Source organism: Kitasatospora sp. NPDC101235 (genome assembly GCF_044767505.1).
GTDB lineage: Bacteria > Actinomycetota > Actinomycetes > Streptomycetales > Streptomycetaceae > Kitasatospora.
Map to the genome: position 1 here is coordinate 171360 of NZ_JBIWNZ010000014.1, position 14299 is coordinate 185658.

The window sequence follows — 14299 nt, forward strand, 5'->3', positions numbered from 1 at the left end:
ACAGCGTGCGGTCTTTACCGCAGGTGCCCGGATTCTCACGCAAGATCACGAAGAATGCCCTGCTCAGCGAGGCCTCAGCGGTGCGATGCCGCCGGACCGCCCGGGTCGTCGTGGTTCTCCGGCAACTTGCACACGTGCTGGATCCAGAGCGCCGCCGCGATCACCGCGGCCCCCGCCAGCACCGCGAGCCCGGCCGTCACGGCCTGGTCCTTGCGGGCCGACACGTCCAGCTCGCCCAGCAGGTAGATCCCGGCCCCCGCGTAGACGCCGGTGACCACCGCCGAGACCAGCGCGCTGGCCTGCCCCAGCACCACTGCCCGGGCCGCCAGCAGCGGGTCGACCCCCTTCGCCCCGGGCTGCCGCTCGCGCACCGCCTTCAGCCTGGCCCGCAGCGACAGCGCGGTCGCCAGCAGGATCACCGCCACCGCCGCCAGCACCACCGGTGCCGCGGCCGGCACGGCCGGCAGCGTGTCCACGGAGGCCCACAGCTTGGAGCCGGCCCAGGACAGCGCCGTCGTGGCGGCGGTGATGCCGATCAGCAGGCGGAGGCGAAGCAGCTTCACTCGGAGGGGGTCCTTCCCGGGTACCAGAACCGGCCGGGCCGCCCGGTGGCCCGGCGCGGCGACGCCAAGCCACCGTACCGGGCCCGGCCGGGCGGTCACCCGCGCGAACGGCTGACACCTGGTCGTACGGCCGGGACCCCGGTCGAGTTCCCTGATCAACGACCCGGTCGTCGGCCCCGCGGGCCTACTCCGGCAGCGTCAGCCGGATGTCCTCGCGGCGCTTCACGCCCTGCGCGTCCGGGCCGCCCAGCGCCGCCAGCAGGGCGTCCACCCGCCCGTGCCCGGGCACCTCGGCCTCCGGCTGGGCGTCCAGCCAGGGGGCGAGCACGAAGGCCCGCTCGTGCGACCGCGGGTGCGGCAGCAGCAGCTGCGGGTCGTCGCTCGACACGCCCTCGTAGGTCAGGATGTCGACGTCCAGGGTGCGCGGGCCCCAGTGGACGGTCCGCACCCGCCCGAAGGCGTCCTCGATGGCGTTGCCGCGCTCCAGCAGGTCCCGCGGGGGCAGCGAGGTGCGCAGCACCACGACCGCGTTGTAGTAGTTCGGCTGCTCCTCGGGCCCGCCGACGGCCTCGGTCTCGTACACCGCGGAGACGGCCGTGATCTTCAGCCCCGGGGTGTCGGCGAGCGCGTCGACGGCTCCCTGGAGGGTGTCCAGCCGGTTGCCCAGGTTGCTGCCGAGCGCGATCACCGCGCAGCGCTGGCTGTGCAGCGTGGTGTCGGCGGAGTCCACCCGGCTCTCCAGGTCGAACGTGTTCGGCGTGGTGGTCGGGTCGCTGGTGTTCATGCGCCCGCCTCGCTTCGCTCGGCAGAGGCATTCACCCGTGCGCGACTCCTGATCATTCGCTCGCTTCGCTCGCTCATCGGAAAACGTCCTCTACATCGGATACCGGGCGCGCGGTGGGGGTCATGCGCGGCCCCGGTGGATGGTCACGGTCACGTCGTCGAACGGCACGGTGATCGGGGCGTCCGGCTTGTGCACGGTGACCTCGACCTCCTCGACCGCTTCGTGCTTGAGGCACTGGTCGGCGATGCGCTGGGCCAGCGTCTCGATCAGGTCGACCGGCTCCCCGGCGATGATCGCGGTGACCTCCTCCGCCACCAGGCCGTAGTGCGCGGTGCGGGTGAGGTCGTCTCCGGCCGCCGCGGGGCGGGTGTCCAGGTACAGCACGAGGTCGACCACGAAGGTCTGCCCCTCGACGCGCTCGCGCTCGAAGACGCCGTGGTGGCCCCGGGCTCGCAGCCCCCGCAGGGTGACGCGGTCCAGCAAACGAATCACTGCTCCCAGTCGGACGGGCCCCGCCCGGAGAAAGGCATGGACGGGCAGGGCGAAGGCGGGCAGCACGCCCGCCACTCCGTTTCGAATCTACCCGTGAGCACGGACAACGCCTGACCGTCCTACCCGGCACGAACCGACGCCACGCGCGCCGATATGGCGATTGACGTGAACGTTCGGTGACCACTCGGGAATTCCCCGGCGACTTCCCGGGACGGCATTTCCGCGACCGCCGGAATCAGCTCTCCTCGTCGTCGTCCCCGCTGGTCAGAACGGGTGAACCGTGATGCGACCAGAGCTTCCACCCCGCCGGGGTACGACGGAACAGATTCGTCGACACGACCTTTCCGCCGACCAGCGGTCCGAGCTCCCCCTCCTCCTCCGACTCGCCGCCGGACAGGATGTTCTCGGTGCACGTGACAAGGGCCACATCTCCGTGCACCTCGGCCTCGACATCGGTCAGGAAGAACTGGATGTACTCCGTGTTCATCATGATCAGCATGTACGAACGGGTCACCTGCGCCCGGCCGCGGAGCACCGGCCAGCCCGGGTGCACGCACACCACGCCACCCTTGTCGTCGGCGTCCGCGGCTCCGAGCCAGGCGTCCTCGACCGCTTCCAGGTCCCCCCGTTCCAGCGCCTCGTAGAGCCCCCGGTTCGCCGCGAGCACGGCCTCCAGGTCCGCCCCCCGGGCCCGCCCGGCCGTACCGCCGCTCAACCTGCCGTCACCTGTCACAGACCCTCCCTCACCCCAACCGCGCCGCGTGCTGCCAGGCCGCGACCACCCGGACGGCGTCCGCCGTCCCGGACACGTCGTGCACCCGCACCGCCCAGGCTCCGGCCCGGGCCGACAGCACCGACACCGCGGCCGTCGCGTCGTCGCGTTCCCGGGCCGGGCGCAGTTCCCCGGTTGCCGGGTCGGCGAGCAGCGTACCCAGGAACCGCTTGCGCGAAGCCGCCACGAGCACGGGACGGCCGAGCGCGATGAGCGCGTCCAGCCGGCCGAGCAGCGCCCAGTTGTGCTCGGAGGTCTTGGCGAAGCCGAGCCCCGGGTCGAGGATCAGCTGGTCCTCCTTGACCCCGGCGGCCAGCAGCGCGTCCACCCGGTCGGTCAGCTCGGCGACCACGTCCCGGACCACGTCGCCGTAGACGGCCATCCGGTCCATGTCGGCGGACTGCCCGCGCCAGTGCATCACCACGAAGGGCGCGCCGGTCTCCGCGACCACCCGGGCCATCGCCGGGTCGGCCAGCCCGCCGGAGACGTCGTTGACGATCGCGGCACCGGCCTCGACGGCCCGCTCGGCGACCGAGGCGCGCATGGTGTCCACGGAGACGATCACCCCGGCGTCGGCGAGCTCGCGCACCACCGGGATCACCCGGCGCAGCTCCTCCTCCTCGGGCACCCGCTGCGAGCCCGGCCGGGTGGACTCGCCGCCGACGTCCACCAGGTCCGCGCCGCGGGCCCGCAGCGCGAGGCCGTGCGCGATCGCCCTGGCGGGGTCGTGCCACATCCCACCGTCCGAGAAGGAATCGGGTGTGACGTTGACCACGCCCATCACGGCGCAGCGCTCCAGCCGCGGCAGACCGGCCGGCAGGGAGAAGGACGGCGAATCGTTCATGCTTCCCATTATCGAACGGGGCCCCCGCCGAGGATTCTCGGCGGGGGCCCCTTCCGCATCAGCGGGTCCCGGACGGCGGTGACAGGCCTTAGGCGGCCTCGGTGACCCCGCGGGTCGACGGGACCGGCATCAGCCCTTCGCGCTGGCGCCGGCGGCCGAAGCGCGGCATGCCGAGCGTGATGAAGGCCTCCGCCTGCATCGCGGCGAAGCCGATCCGCGGCAGGTCCCGGGTGTTCGGGAAGACCAGGAAGCGCGGCTCCCACTCGGGCTGGAACTTGGCGTTGAACTTGTACAGCGACTCGATCTGGAACCAGCGCGACAGGAACACCAGCAGCCCGCGCCAGGCGCGCAGCACCGGTCCGGCGCCGATCCGCTCGCCGCGGGCCAGCGCCGAGCGGAACATCGCGAAGTTGAGCGACACCCGGCGGATGCCCAGGGCGCCCACCTCCTGCAGGGCGGCGACGATCAGCAGCTCGTTCAGGCCCGGGTCGGCGGCGCGGTCGCGGCGCATCAGCTCCAGCGAGATGCCGTCCGGCCCCCAGGGCACGAAGTGCAGCACGGCCTTCAGGTCGTCGCCGCTCTCCCCCTCCTCCGGCGCCTTGTGGGCGGTGACCACCACGCAGTCGTCGTCCAGCGGGTCGCCGAAGCGGCCGAGGGCCATCGAGAAGCCGCGCTCGGTGTCGGTGCCGCGCCAGCGGGCGGCGGCGTCGGCGATCCGGTGCTTCTCCTCCGCGGTGAGCTCGGAGACCCGGCGCACCCGGCAGGAGTAGCCGTTGCGCTCGATCCGCTTGACCATCTGGCGCACGTTGCGCATGGCCCGGCCGGAGAGCGAGAAGGAGGCGGTGTCCACGATCGCCTCGTCGCCCAGCTCCAGTGCGTCCAGGCCCGCCTCGCGGGTCCAGACCTCGCCGCCGACCTCGCTGCACCCCATCACGGCCGGCACCCAGGCGTGCTCGCGGGCCTCGGCCATGAACACCTTGATCGCGCCCGGCCACGCCTCGACGTCGCCGACCGGGTCGCCGGAGGCCAGCATCACGCCGGAGACCACCCGGTAGGAGATCGCGGCCTTGCCGGTGGGCGAGAACAGCACGCTCTTGTCGCGGCGCAGCGCGAAGTAGCCGAGCGAGTCGCGCTCGCCGTGCCGCGCCAGCAGCGCGCGCACCTTCTCCTCGTCCTCGGCGGTCAGCTCGGGCTTCGGCTTGCCGGGGCGCAGCGCCAGGTAGGCGGTGGTGAAGGCGGTCAGCAGGCCGAGGCCGCCGAGCAGGTAGGCGACCAGGTCGGACATCCGGACGTTGCTGTACCGGATCGGGCCCTCGAAGCCGAACAGCCCGTACCCGACGTGCTGCAGGCGCTCGCTCAGGCCCGGGTGGCCGATCTCGTACTTGGTCCGGGTGCTCACGATCAGCAGGCCGAGCAGCACGCTGAGGACGCCCATGACGACCAGGTTGACCAGCGCCCGCCAGCGGGTGCGCGGGTCGGCCTTGGCGTAGAACTCGCGCTGGTGCACCAGCATCACGACGAGGAGCACCAGCGAGACGACCGCCGGACCGATCTGGTGCCAGCGCACGATGTGCAGTCCGGCACTGACCGGCAGCAGCACGCAGACCGCCCGCCAGGCCCGACGCTTGCGCCGGCGCAGCGCGTGCGCCAGCGGCACCAGCAGGATGCCGACCATCAGCGCACCGACCGCCGCCAGGCTGGTGGTGCCACCCGGCAGCTGCCCCGTGAAGGTGTGCACCCTGGTGTGCCGGAGCTTGGGGAACACCGCACTGGCGATGTCCATGAGCCCGATTATCAGACAGGCGTAGCCGACCGCTCCGGGGAGCCAGGCCCTCGGGACGGCGGCCGCCTGGGTACGCAGCGTCTGCAGGCCGCGACGACGGCGCGACGGCTGCTCGGGGCTCGGCTCAACGGACACGGGAACGCTCATGGAAGCTCAGCGTAGGGGCTGCGGGGCGATGTCCTGTCACTCCGGGGGAGGACGCGTGATGGACCTTCATGCCTATTCCTTCATCAGGCAATGCGCATACCAAGGACCCGGAAACAGTCGGTAAACCGGGTCGTGGTCGCGCTGCGGGTTGAGCCGGCGGTGGGAGCCGGGGGCCGCCGCACGCGGCGCGACGGAACCCTCCGGGACACGTTACGTACGGTGGACGCCGCATTCTAGGGCGCCGGTTGCCTGCGGCTCCCCCCGCCCGCCCGGCCCCCGCCCGACCGCCCCCACCCGGACGCCCGGACAGCCTAGCCGCGGTGGCCCGGCCTGACGGGCCGCCAGACGATGAAGCCTGCACCGACAGCGCCCCACCGGAAGGCCGACGGTATGGAACTGACCAGCGACGCGCTGGTGAACTCGCTGCTCGCACTCGGCGTCGCGGCGATCGTCACGACCCTGTGGATCTGGCCGCGGCTGGCGCGACAGCGCCCGCTGCCGGTGCTCGGCCGGATCGGGCTCCTGACGGTCGTTCAAGTGTCGGTCCTGGCCGTGCTCGCACTGTCGGTGAACAACTCCTTCGGGTTCTACACCTCCTGGGAGGACCTGCTCAGTCCGGGCGGCGCCAAGCTCGCGCTGGCCGGCAACGAGAACCACAAGGGCGGCACCCAGGTCTCCGACGCACTGGTCCAGCCCACCCCCGAGGGCGGCCTGGAGACCATCACCAACCTGCCGAAGGGCCCGCCCGAGGAGGTCGGCAAGGTCGAGTCGGTCCGGGTCAACGGCAAGGAGACGGGCTTCTCCGACCAGATGTTCGTCTACCTGCCGCCGGCCTACTTCGACCAGAAGTTCTCGCTGGTCCGCCTCCCCGTCCTGCTGGCCCTCGCCGGCTACCCGGGCACCACGCTGAACCTGCTGCAGGAGCTCCCGTTCGCCCAGACCGCGATCGAGCTGCAGCGCTCCGGCAAGATGCCGCCGACCGTCCTGGTGATGGCCCGCCCCGCGGTCGTCCCCTCCCGGGACACCGAATGCGTGGACGTCCCCGGCGGGCCGCGCACCGAGACCTGGTTCGTCAAGGACGTCCCCACGGCCATCCGCAGCAACTACCGGGTCGGCCGCACGGCCGGCTCATGGGGCGTCTTCGGCTACTCCACCGGCGGCAGCTGCGCGCTGCGCCTGGCGATGCGCTTCCCGAACGTCTACGGCAACGCGGCCAGCCTGCACGGCGACTTCACCGTACGCCAGGACAACTACACCGGCGGCGACCTCTTCAACGGCGACAAGGCCCTGACCCAGCAGCACGACCTCGGCTGGCGGCTGCAGAACCTGCCGGTCCCGGCGCTCAGCCTGCTGGCGGTCTCCACCCGCGCGGAGGGGGACTACCCGCAGACCGTCCAGTTCGTCGACCAGGCCACCCGGGCCGCGGCGGCCAACCCTCAGTTCACGATCGACTCGCTCTACCTCGACGACGGCGGGCACAACTTCGACAGCTGGACCAGGGAGCTGCCGGCCACGCTCGGATGGCTGAGCGCCCACCTCGGCTAGCGCAGGTGAGTGACTACCCGCCGGTCGGCCCGGACGGCCGGCGGCTCGGGGGAACGTATCGCGACCGCCCGTCGGCCACCGGCGGGCGCCGCCCCGGACCAGCGCAGGAGGCGCCGTGCTGAGCACCCGCTCGCTCTTCGACGAGATCTACCGGAACGACCAGGCGTACCAGCTGTTCTGCAGCATCGCCGCCGGCGGCGAAGACCAGGGCGGCTGGGAGAACGAGCAGATCACCACGCTCACCCGGGATCCGGTCCTCGCGCCGAAGGTCGCCCGGCACGGTGCCGACGAGCGCAAGCACGGCCGGATCTTCACCCAACTGCTGAACAGGCGCGGCCTGCCCAAGGTGCCCGTGCCGGACGAGGCCGACTACTGCATGCTGCTGGAGCGCCAGGGCGTCGGTCTCTCGCACGAGCGGCTGAACAGCGACGTCCCGCTGACCGACCGCGAGATCATCACCTACCTCGCGCACAGCCGGGTCACCGAGCAGCGCGCCGCCGAGCAGATGCGCCGGCTGGTCAAGGTGTACGGGGACAACCCCGACCTCGGCCGGGCGATGCGGATGATCTCCGCCGACGAGGACAACCACCTCGCCTACTGCCACGAGGAGCTGCTGCGGCTGGTCTCCGAGGGCCACGGCCCGTACGTCCGGCACGCCCTGGAGGCCAGCGCCCGCGGCGAGATCCGCACCCACCGGGACGTCGGGCTCGCCGTCACCGCCCGAATGGCCCGGATCCTGCGCTGGCCGCGCTGGCAGCTCACCCTGGTCGCCCTCGCGGTGCACGCGCTCTACCTGTACGACCGTGCCTACGGCTGGCGGCGGATGGTCACGCTGCGGATGCCCGAGCGCCGCAACGCCCTCGGCACCCCGGCCCCGCCGCACGCGGAGCACGAGGTGCTCTGAGTGCTTCCCCGCCGGCCGGTGACGCCGTGGGCCGGTACCCCTATCGACCGATGATGAGGCTCATCGCCTCGGCCCGGGTGGCCGGGTCGCGCAGCTGGCCACGCACGCAGGAGGTGATGGTCTTGGCGCCGGGCTTGCGGATGCCGCGCATCGACATGCACATGTGCTCGCACTCGACCACGACGATCGCCCCGCGCGGCTCCAGGATCCGCATCAGCGCGTCGGCCACCTGACTGGTCAGCCGCTCCTGCACCTGCGGCCGGCGGGCGTAGACGTCGACCAGGCGGGCGAGCTTGGAGAGCCCCGTGATCTTGCCGGTGAGGGACGGGATGTACCCGACGTGGGCCACGCCGCGGAACGGCACCAGGTGGTGCTCGCAGACCGAGGTCAGCTCGATGTCCTTGACCAGCACCATCTCGTCGTGGCCGAGGTCGAAGGTGGTGGTGAGGACGTCCTCGGGCTCCTGCCACAGGCCCGCGAATATCTCCTTGTAGGCACGCGCGACCCGGGCCGGGGTCTCCAGCAGACCCTCGCGGTCCGGGTCCTCCCCCACGGCGAGCAGCAGCTCGCGGATGGCGTTCTCGGCCCGCTTCTGGTCGAAGGCACCGACGGCGGGCGGACCGTCGAGCGTCACCGGGTCGATCATGCGGGCCTCGCTTACTCGTGGGAAGACTCTGGCTGAACAGCACGAATGCCGCGCCTCCAGGGTACAAACCCTGGTGACGCGGCATCCATTCCCCACGGAGCGGGGGTCAGCCCTCGGTCGGCGGCTCGGTGGCCGGCAGCGTCGGGAGCTTCACGACGTCCACCGGGGCGCCCTCGCCGGAGGCGGCGCCGTTGGTGAGCGCCAGCTCCTTCGGGGACTGCACCGGAGGCCGGGTCGACGGCGTGCGGCGGGCGGAGCCCGTCCAGGCCGGCCGGGCCGGGCGCTTGACGATCGGCGCGAAGATCTCGGCGATCTGCTCCTTGTTCAGGGTCTCCTTCTCCAGGAGCTCCAGAACCAGGTTGTCGAGCACGTCGCGGTTCTCGACCAGGATCTCCCAGGCCTCGTTGTGCGCGGTGTCGATGAGCTTCTTGACCTCTTCGTCCACCAGCCCGGCGACCTCTTCCGAGTAGTCGCGCTGGTGACCCATCTCACGGCCCAGGAACGGCTCCGAGTTGTCGGAACCGAACTTGATCGCGCCGAGGCGCTCGGTCATGCCGTACTGGGTGACCATGGCCCGGGCCGTCGCGGTGGCCTTCTCGATGTCGTTCGAGGCACCGGTGGTCGGGTCGTGGAAGACCAGCTCCTCCGCCGCGCGCCCGCCCATCATGTAGGCGAGCTGGTCGAGCATCTCGTTGCGGGTGGTGGAGTACTTGTCCTCGTCCGGCAGCACCATCGTGTAGCCGAGGGCCCGGCCGCGGGACAGGATGGTGATCTTGTGCACCGGGTCGCTGTACTGGCAGGCCGCCGCGACCAGGGCGTGGCCGCCCTCGTGGTACGCGGTGATCTTCTTCTCCTTGTCGGACATGATCCGCGTGCGCTTCTGCGGACCGGCCACGACGCGGTCGATCGCCTCGTCCAGGATGAGGTTGTCGATCAGCTTCTTGTCCGAGCGGGCGGTCAGCAGCGCCGCCTCGTTGAGGACGTTCGACAGGTCGGCACCGGTGAAGCCGGGGGTGCGCTTGGCGACGGCCGACAGGTCGACGTCGGGCGCGATCGGCTTGCCCTTCTGGTGCACCTTGAGGATGTCCAGCCGGCCCTGGAGGTCGGGGCGCTCCACCGCGATCTGGCGGTCGAAGCGGCCCGGGCGCAGCAGCGCCGGGTCCAGGATGTCGGGGCGGTTGGTCGCGGCGATCAGGATCACGCCGCCCTTGACGTCGAAGCCGTCCATCTCGACCAGCAGCTGGTTGAGGGTCTGCTCGCGCTCGTCGTGGCCGCCGCCGAGGCCCGCACCGCGGTGCCGGCCGACGGCGTCGATCTCGTCGACGAAGACGATCGCCGGGGCGTTCGCCTTGGCCTGCTCGAAGAGGTCGCGGACCCGGCTGGCGCCGACACCGACGAACATCTCGACGAAGTCCGAGCCGGAGATGGAGTAGAACGGCACCCCGGCCTCGCCCGCGACGGCGCGCGCCAGCAGGGTCTTGCCGGTGCCGGGCGGTCCGTAGAGCAGCACGCCCTTGGGGATCTTGGCGCCGACGGCCTGGAACTTGGCCGGCTCCTGGAGGAACTCCTTGATCTCGTGGAGCTCCTCGACCGCCTCGTCCGCGCCCGCGACGTCGGCGAAGGTGGTCTTCGGGGTGTCCTTGGTGAGCAGCTTGGCCTTGGACTTGCCGAACTGCATGACCCGGGAGCCGCCGCCCTGCATCTGGTTCATCAGGAACAGGAAGACCAGGACGATGATCACGATCGGGAGCATCGACAGCAGCAGGCTGACGAAGGTGCTCTGCTTCTCCGGGCTGATGGTGTAGCCCTCGGCGAGCGTGCTCTGGTCCTTGTCGTTGACCTGGGCCTGGAGCTTGTCGGCGATGGCGACACCCTGGTCGCCGATGTACGAGGCCTGGAACTTGGTACCGGACGGGACCTTGCCCGTACCGGAGCTGGGCAGCGTGGCGCCGTCCTTCAGCTGGATCTTGATCGTGTTCGAGTCACCGGTGGTGATCTGCGCCGACTTGACGTTGTGCGCGTCGATCGCCGCGACGACCTGACCGGTGTCCACCGTCTTGTAGCCGTTCGAGTCCGAAACGACCTGCATCAGTACGATGACGGCGAGGACGGCCAGCACGATCCACATGATCGGCGCACGGAAGTATCGCTTGACGTCCATCCATGCGGGGCGTTGCCGCCCCGTCCCTCCTGCCACTCAACGGCGCCGGGGGTCTGTTGGGCCGCGGCGCATCCGATTGGTGCTCATGTGAAGAGCGGTTCATTGGACCGTACCGCAGTCGGACCCGCCCATGGCGGGAGCACGGCGACACGGCTTTGGTTCTTTGTCCCCCGGGGTCCAACGGGCGAGAACGGCCTACTGTTCCCGCCCGTAGCCCGAACGGGGCCCTCAGCCGCCGTAGACGTGCGGGGCGAGGGTGCCGATGAAGGGGAGGTTGCGCAGCTTCTCCGCGTAGTCCAGGCCGTAGCCGACCACGAACTCGTTGGGGATGTCGAAGCCGACGTACTTCACGTCGATCTCGACCTTGGCCGCGTCCGGCTTGCGGAGCAGGGTGCAGACCTCCAGCGAGGCCGGGCCGCGCGAGCCCAGGTTGCCCAGCAGCCAGGACAGCGTCAGACCGGAGTCGATGATGTCCTCGACGATCAGGACGTCACGGCCGGCGATGTCGGTGTCCAGGTCCTTCAGGATCCGCACCACGCCGGAGGACTTGGTGCCCATGCCGTACGAGGAGACCGCCATCCAGTCCATGGTGACCTGCGAGTGCAGGGCCCGGGCGAGGTCGGCCATGACCATCACGGCCCCCTTGAGGACGCCGACGATCAGCAGGTCCTTGCCTGCGTAGTCCCGGTCGATGCGCTCGGCCAGCTCCAGGAGCTTGGCGTCGATCTCGTCCTTGCTGATGAGCACCTTCGCGAGGTCAGCGCCCATGTCGTTCTGGTCCACCGGGGATACGTCCTCAAACGTTCGGGGTCTGTGTGGCCGGCGGCCGGCTCCCCCGGGGCATGCCTCGCCCGTCAGTCGCCCTGCCGCCGAAAGACCAGCGTGCCACACCTGCGGGTGGCCTCGACGCCCCCGGGTAGGTGCAGCGGGCCCTGTCCGCGCCATCCGGTGACCAGCAGGTCGATCGTCTCCAGGTGCCGGGCGAAGAGGTCCCCGGCCGGACAGCCCGCCCGCAGCGCGGCCCGGCGCAGCACCCGGCGGCGCACCGCCGGCGGCAGTTCGGCCAGTTTCACGGCGTCCAGGGCGCCGTCGCCGGTGCGGAGGTCGCGTTCGGCCAGGGAGGCCCACTGGTCAAGGGCGTCGGCGTCGTCGCGGAACAGCCGGGCGGTGCGGGCCAGCGCCTCGACCACTCCGCCGCCCAGGTGCTTCTCCAGGACCGGCAACACCTCGTGGCGGACCCGGGAGCGGGTGTAGGCGGGATCACAGTTGTGCGGGTCGTCCCAGACCGGGATCGCCTGGGCGGCACAGGCCTGCCGGGTGGCGGCCCGGTCCAGCTCCAGCAGCGGGCGGCGGTAACGGCCCTTCTGGGCCGGCATCCCGGCCAGCGAGCGGGCGCCGGAGCCGCGGGCCAGGCCCAGCAGCACGGTCTCGGCCTGGTCGTCCCGGGTGTGGCCGAGCAGCACCGCGACCGCGCCGTGGCGGTCGGCGGCCTCGTCCAGGGCGGCGTAGCGGGCGTCCCGGGCGGCGGCCTCCGGGCCCCCGGCACGGCCGACCCGCACCGGGACCGCCTCCACCGGATCGAGGCCGAGCGTGCGCAGCCGGTCGGTCACCTGGGCGGCGCGCTCGGCGGAGCCGGCCTGGAGGCCGTGGTCGACGGTGACGGCGCCGACCCGCAGGCCGATCTTGGGGGCCTCGAAGGCGGCCGCGATGGCCAGCGCCATCGAGTCCGCGCCGCCGCTGACCGCGACCAGGACCAGCGGCGAGCCGGGCGCGGCCGGGGTGCGGGGCAGCCCGGAGGGGTGGCGCGCGGCGTTGCCGATCAGGGTGGTGCCGACCGCGGCACCCACCAGCGGCGTCCCGGCCGGGCGCTCCCGGGGCTCGCGCACGGGCGCGGTGAAGGTGGAACCGGCCTCGGCGGCGAGGTCGGTGAGCGTACGGCGAACGGCCAGGCGTATCGCGGCGACGGCGGGGTGAGGGCCCACGGCGGACGACTCCTCGACGGAGGGGGACAGGACTCGCGGCGGACGCGGCGGGAACCGCGCACCGTGTGAGCGCCCTGTTACCGGGCGCTCACAGATGGTGGCAGAAACGAGCGACCCGCTACGCCACCCGCGCCACCGGTACGACCACCGTCCCACGTTCGGGTGAATGAAGAAACGCTTCTTCACCCGCCGTCTGCCCGATTGGACCACTCGTACGAGCGGGTTTGACCAACGCACGCCGCTTGCCGCCCGGCTCACGGCGCCTGCGGCACCACAGCGCGCTCAGCGGGCCACCCGGGCCACCCAGGCGGCCGGATCGTGGATCTCGTCCTTGGTCGGCAGGGTGTTCGGGGAGGTCCACACCCGGTTGAACCCCTCCATGCCGACCTGCTCCACCACGCCGCGCACGAACACCGCGCCGTCCTGGTACTGACGCAGCTTCGCGTCCATGCCGAGCACCCGGCGCAGCAGCAGGTCGAGCCGGTTGGCGCCGCGGTCCCGGCGCTGCTGGAACTTCTCCCGGATCTCGGCGACCGACGGCACCACGGCCGGCCCGACGCCGTCCATCACCACGTCCGCGTGGCCCTCCAGCAGCGACATCACGGCCGTCAGCCGGCCGAGGATCTCGCGCTGCGCGGGCGACTGGACGATCTCCAGCAGGCTCCCGGACGAGGCGCCCTCCCGGTTGCCGCCGCCCGGCAGGCCACCGAACGAACCCGCCGCGTCCCGCAGCCGCTCCAGCAGGGCGCCCGGGTCGACGTCCGTCTCGGCGAGGAAGGACTGCACCTCGGACTGGATGTGGTCGCGCAGCCACGGCACCGCGGTGAACTGCGTCCGGTGCGTCTCCTCGTGCAGACAGACCCAGAGCCGGAAGTCGGACGGGTCGACGTCCAGCTCCCGCTCGACGTGCACGATGTTCGGCGCCACCAGCAGCAGGCGGCCCGGCCCGGGGCCCTCCGGCCCCAGCCGCGGCTTGTCGAACAGTGCGGCCGGGCTGTCCGGCGCCTCCAGCGGGGGCTCGGCCGGGGCGAAGGTCTCGTACTGGCCCAGCACCTTGGTGGCCAGGAACGCCAGCAGCGCCCCGACCTCGATCCCGGTGGCCTTCTCGCCCACCGCACCGAACATCCCGGCCGTCGCGCTGTTCGCCCGGCGCGCCTGGAGCTTCTCCACCAGCGGTTGGACGACCGTGCGAAAGCCCGCCACGTTGGCCCGGATCCACCCGGGGCGGTCCACCACCAGCACCGGCGTCGCCACGGCCCGGGACAGGCTGGACGATCGCATGCCGGTGAACCCGCGCACGTGCTCCTCCGCCTCCAGGGCGTGCCGGCGCAGTTCGGCGACCACCGCCGCCGCTTCCTCCCGGCTCACGTCCGGCCCCGGCCGCACCAACCTGGTCGCGGTTGCGACCGCGAGGTTCCAGTCGACCATGTCAGCACCGCCACTCGCGCTCGTCATGCCCTCACCGTACGTGCTCCCCACCACCAACGGCAGCCACCTGCCGCGAACACCTCTCCCCCGACGGCCCGCGGCCCGGCTCGCCCGACCCGCCCGGCGCACCGACTCGGCCGGGCCCGGGGCGGCGACGGCGCTCGGCGCCGGGCGAACGGCAGCGCGCCGACTGGTGCCCGTGGCCGCCGCGGTCCGGGACGACCGCGCCGTGCCCGGCCGTACGCAGA

The 14299-nt window shown here is 71.9% G+C and carries 13 protein-coding genes; 2 read left to right on the forward strand and 11 right to left on the reverse strand.

Translation table 11 applies throughout. From position 1 onward, the window contains the following. Positions 1-74: 74 nt before the first annotated feature. The 6 genes from ACIRRH_RS23860 to ACIRRH_RS23885 all read right to left on the reverse strand — a co-directional run bounded on the left by ACIRRH_RS23860 (position 75) and on the right by ACIRRH_RS23885 (position 5385). Positions 75-563, reverse strand: a complete 489-nt coding sequence (locus tag ACIRRH_RS23860; RefSeq protein ID WP_380458923.1) for a DUF3180 domain-containing protein — start codon at positions 561-563, stop codon at positions 75-77. Between the two features lie 184 nt (positions 564-747). After that, on the reverse strand, positions 748-1347 hold the full coding sequence (gene folK, locus ACIRRH_RS23865; RefSeq protein ID WP_403070818.1) for a 2-amino-4-hydroxy-6-hydroxymethyldihydropteridine diphosphokinase: 600 nt from the start codon (positions 1345-1347) through the stop codon (positions 748-750). A gap of 120 nt (positions 1348-1467) precedes the next feature. Next, entirely contained in the window at positions 1468-1827 is a 360-nt protein-coding gene (folB, locus tag ACIRRH_RS23870; protein ID WP_224281670.1) for a dihydroneopterin aldolase, read from the reverse strand. A gap of 247 nt (positions 1828-2074) precedes the next feature. Beyond that, positions 2075-2554: a nuclear transport factor 2 family protein gene (locus ACIRRH_RS23875; protein ID WP_224281659.1), complete on the reverse strand. Its 480-nt coding sequence runs from the start codon at positions 2552-2554 to the stop codon at positions 2075-2077. Positions 2555-2582: 28 nt separating this feature from the next. Beyond that, a complete protein-coding gene (gene folP, locus ACIRRH_RS23880) occupies positions 2583-3464 on the reverse strand; it encodes a dihydropteroate synthase (protein WP_403070821.1) in 882 nt (293 codons plus the stop codon). 79 nt (positions 3465-3543) lie between these two features. Beyond that, positions 3544-5385, reverse strand: coding sequence for a phosphatidylglycerol lysyltransferase domain-containing protein (locus ACIRRH_RS23885; protein WP_403070823.1), 1842 nt, complete (start codon positions 5383-5385; stop codon positions 3544-3546). 390 nt (positions 5386-5775) lie between these two features. On the opposite strand from ACIRRH_RS23885, the gene ACIRRH_RS23890 reads away from it, so the two are divergent. Continuing rightward, the gene (locus tag ACIRRH_RS23890) at positions 5776-6930 is read left to right on the forward strand and encodes an alpha/beta hydrolase (protein WP_403070826.1); all 1155 of its coding nucleotides are present in this window, start codon (positions 5776-5778) and stop codon (positions 6928-6930) included. 115 nt (positions 6931-7045) lie between these two features. After that, positions 7046-7834, forward strand: coding sequence for a ferritin-like domain-containing protein (locus ACIRRH_RS23895; RefSeq protein WP_403070829.1), 789 nt, complete (start codon positions 7046-7048; stop codon positions 7832-7834). A 40-nt stretch (positions 7835-7874) separates the two neighbouring features. Here ACIRRH_RS23895 and folE read toward each other — a convergent pair whose 3' ends face one another. From folE to ACIRRH_RS23920, 5 genes are all read right to left on the reverse strand, one after another. Continuing rightward, positions 7875-8480: a GTP cyclohydrolase I FolE gene (gene folE / locus ACIRRH_RS23900; RefSeq protein ID WP_403070831.1), complete on the reverse strand. Its 606-nt coding sequence runs from the start codon at positions 8478-8480 to the stop codon at positions 7875-7877. 106 nt (positions 8481-8586) lie between these two features. Then, on the reverse strand, positions 8587-10641 hold the full coding sequence (gene ftsH, locus ACIRRH_RS23905; protein WP_403070834.1) for an ATP-dependent zinc metalloprotease FtsH: 2055 nt from the start codon (positions 10639-10641) through the stop codon (positions 8587-8589). 228 nt (positions 10642-10869) lie between these two features. Next, positions 10870-11424 carry a hypoxanthine phosphoribosyltransferase gene (hpt, locus tag ACIRRH_RS23910; protein ID WP_030059589.1) on the reverse strand — a complete coding sequence of 185 codons (555 nt, stop codon included), beginning with the start codon at positions 11422-11424 and terminating at the stop codon, positions 10870-10872. A 71-nt stretch (positions 11425-11495) separates the two neighbouring features. Beyond that, the gene (gene tilS, locus ACIRRH_RS23915; protein ID WP_403070837.1) at positions 11496-12623 is read right to left on the reverse strand and encodes a tRNA lysidine(34) synthetase TilS; all 1128 of its coding nucleotides are present in this window, start codon (positions 12621-12623) and stop codon (positions 11496-11498) included. A gap of 282 nt (positions 12624-12905) precedes the next feature. Next, the gene (locus tag ACIRRH_RS23920) at positions 12906-14078 is read right to left on the reverse strand and encodes a zinc-dependent metalloprotease (protein WP_403070840.1); all 1173 of its coding nucleotides are present in this window, start codon (positions 14076-14078) and stop codon (positions 12906-12908) included. Between the last annotated feature and the right edge of the window lie 221 nt (positions 14079-14299).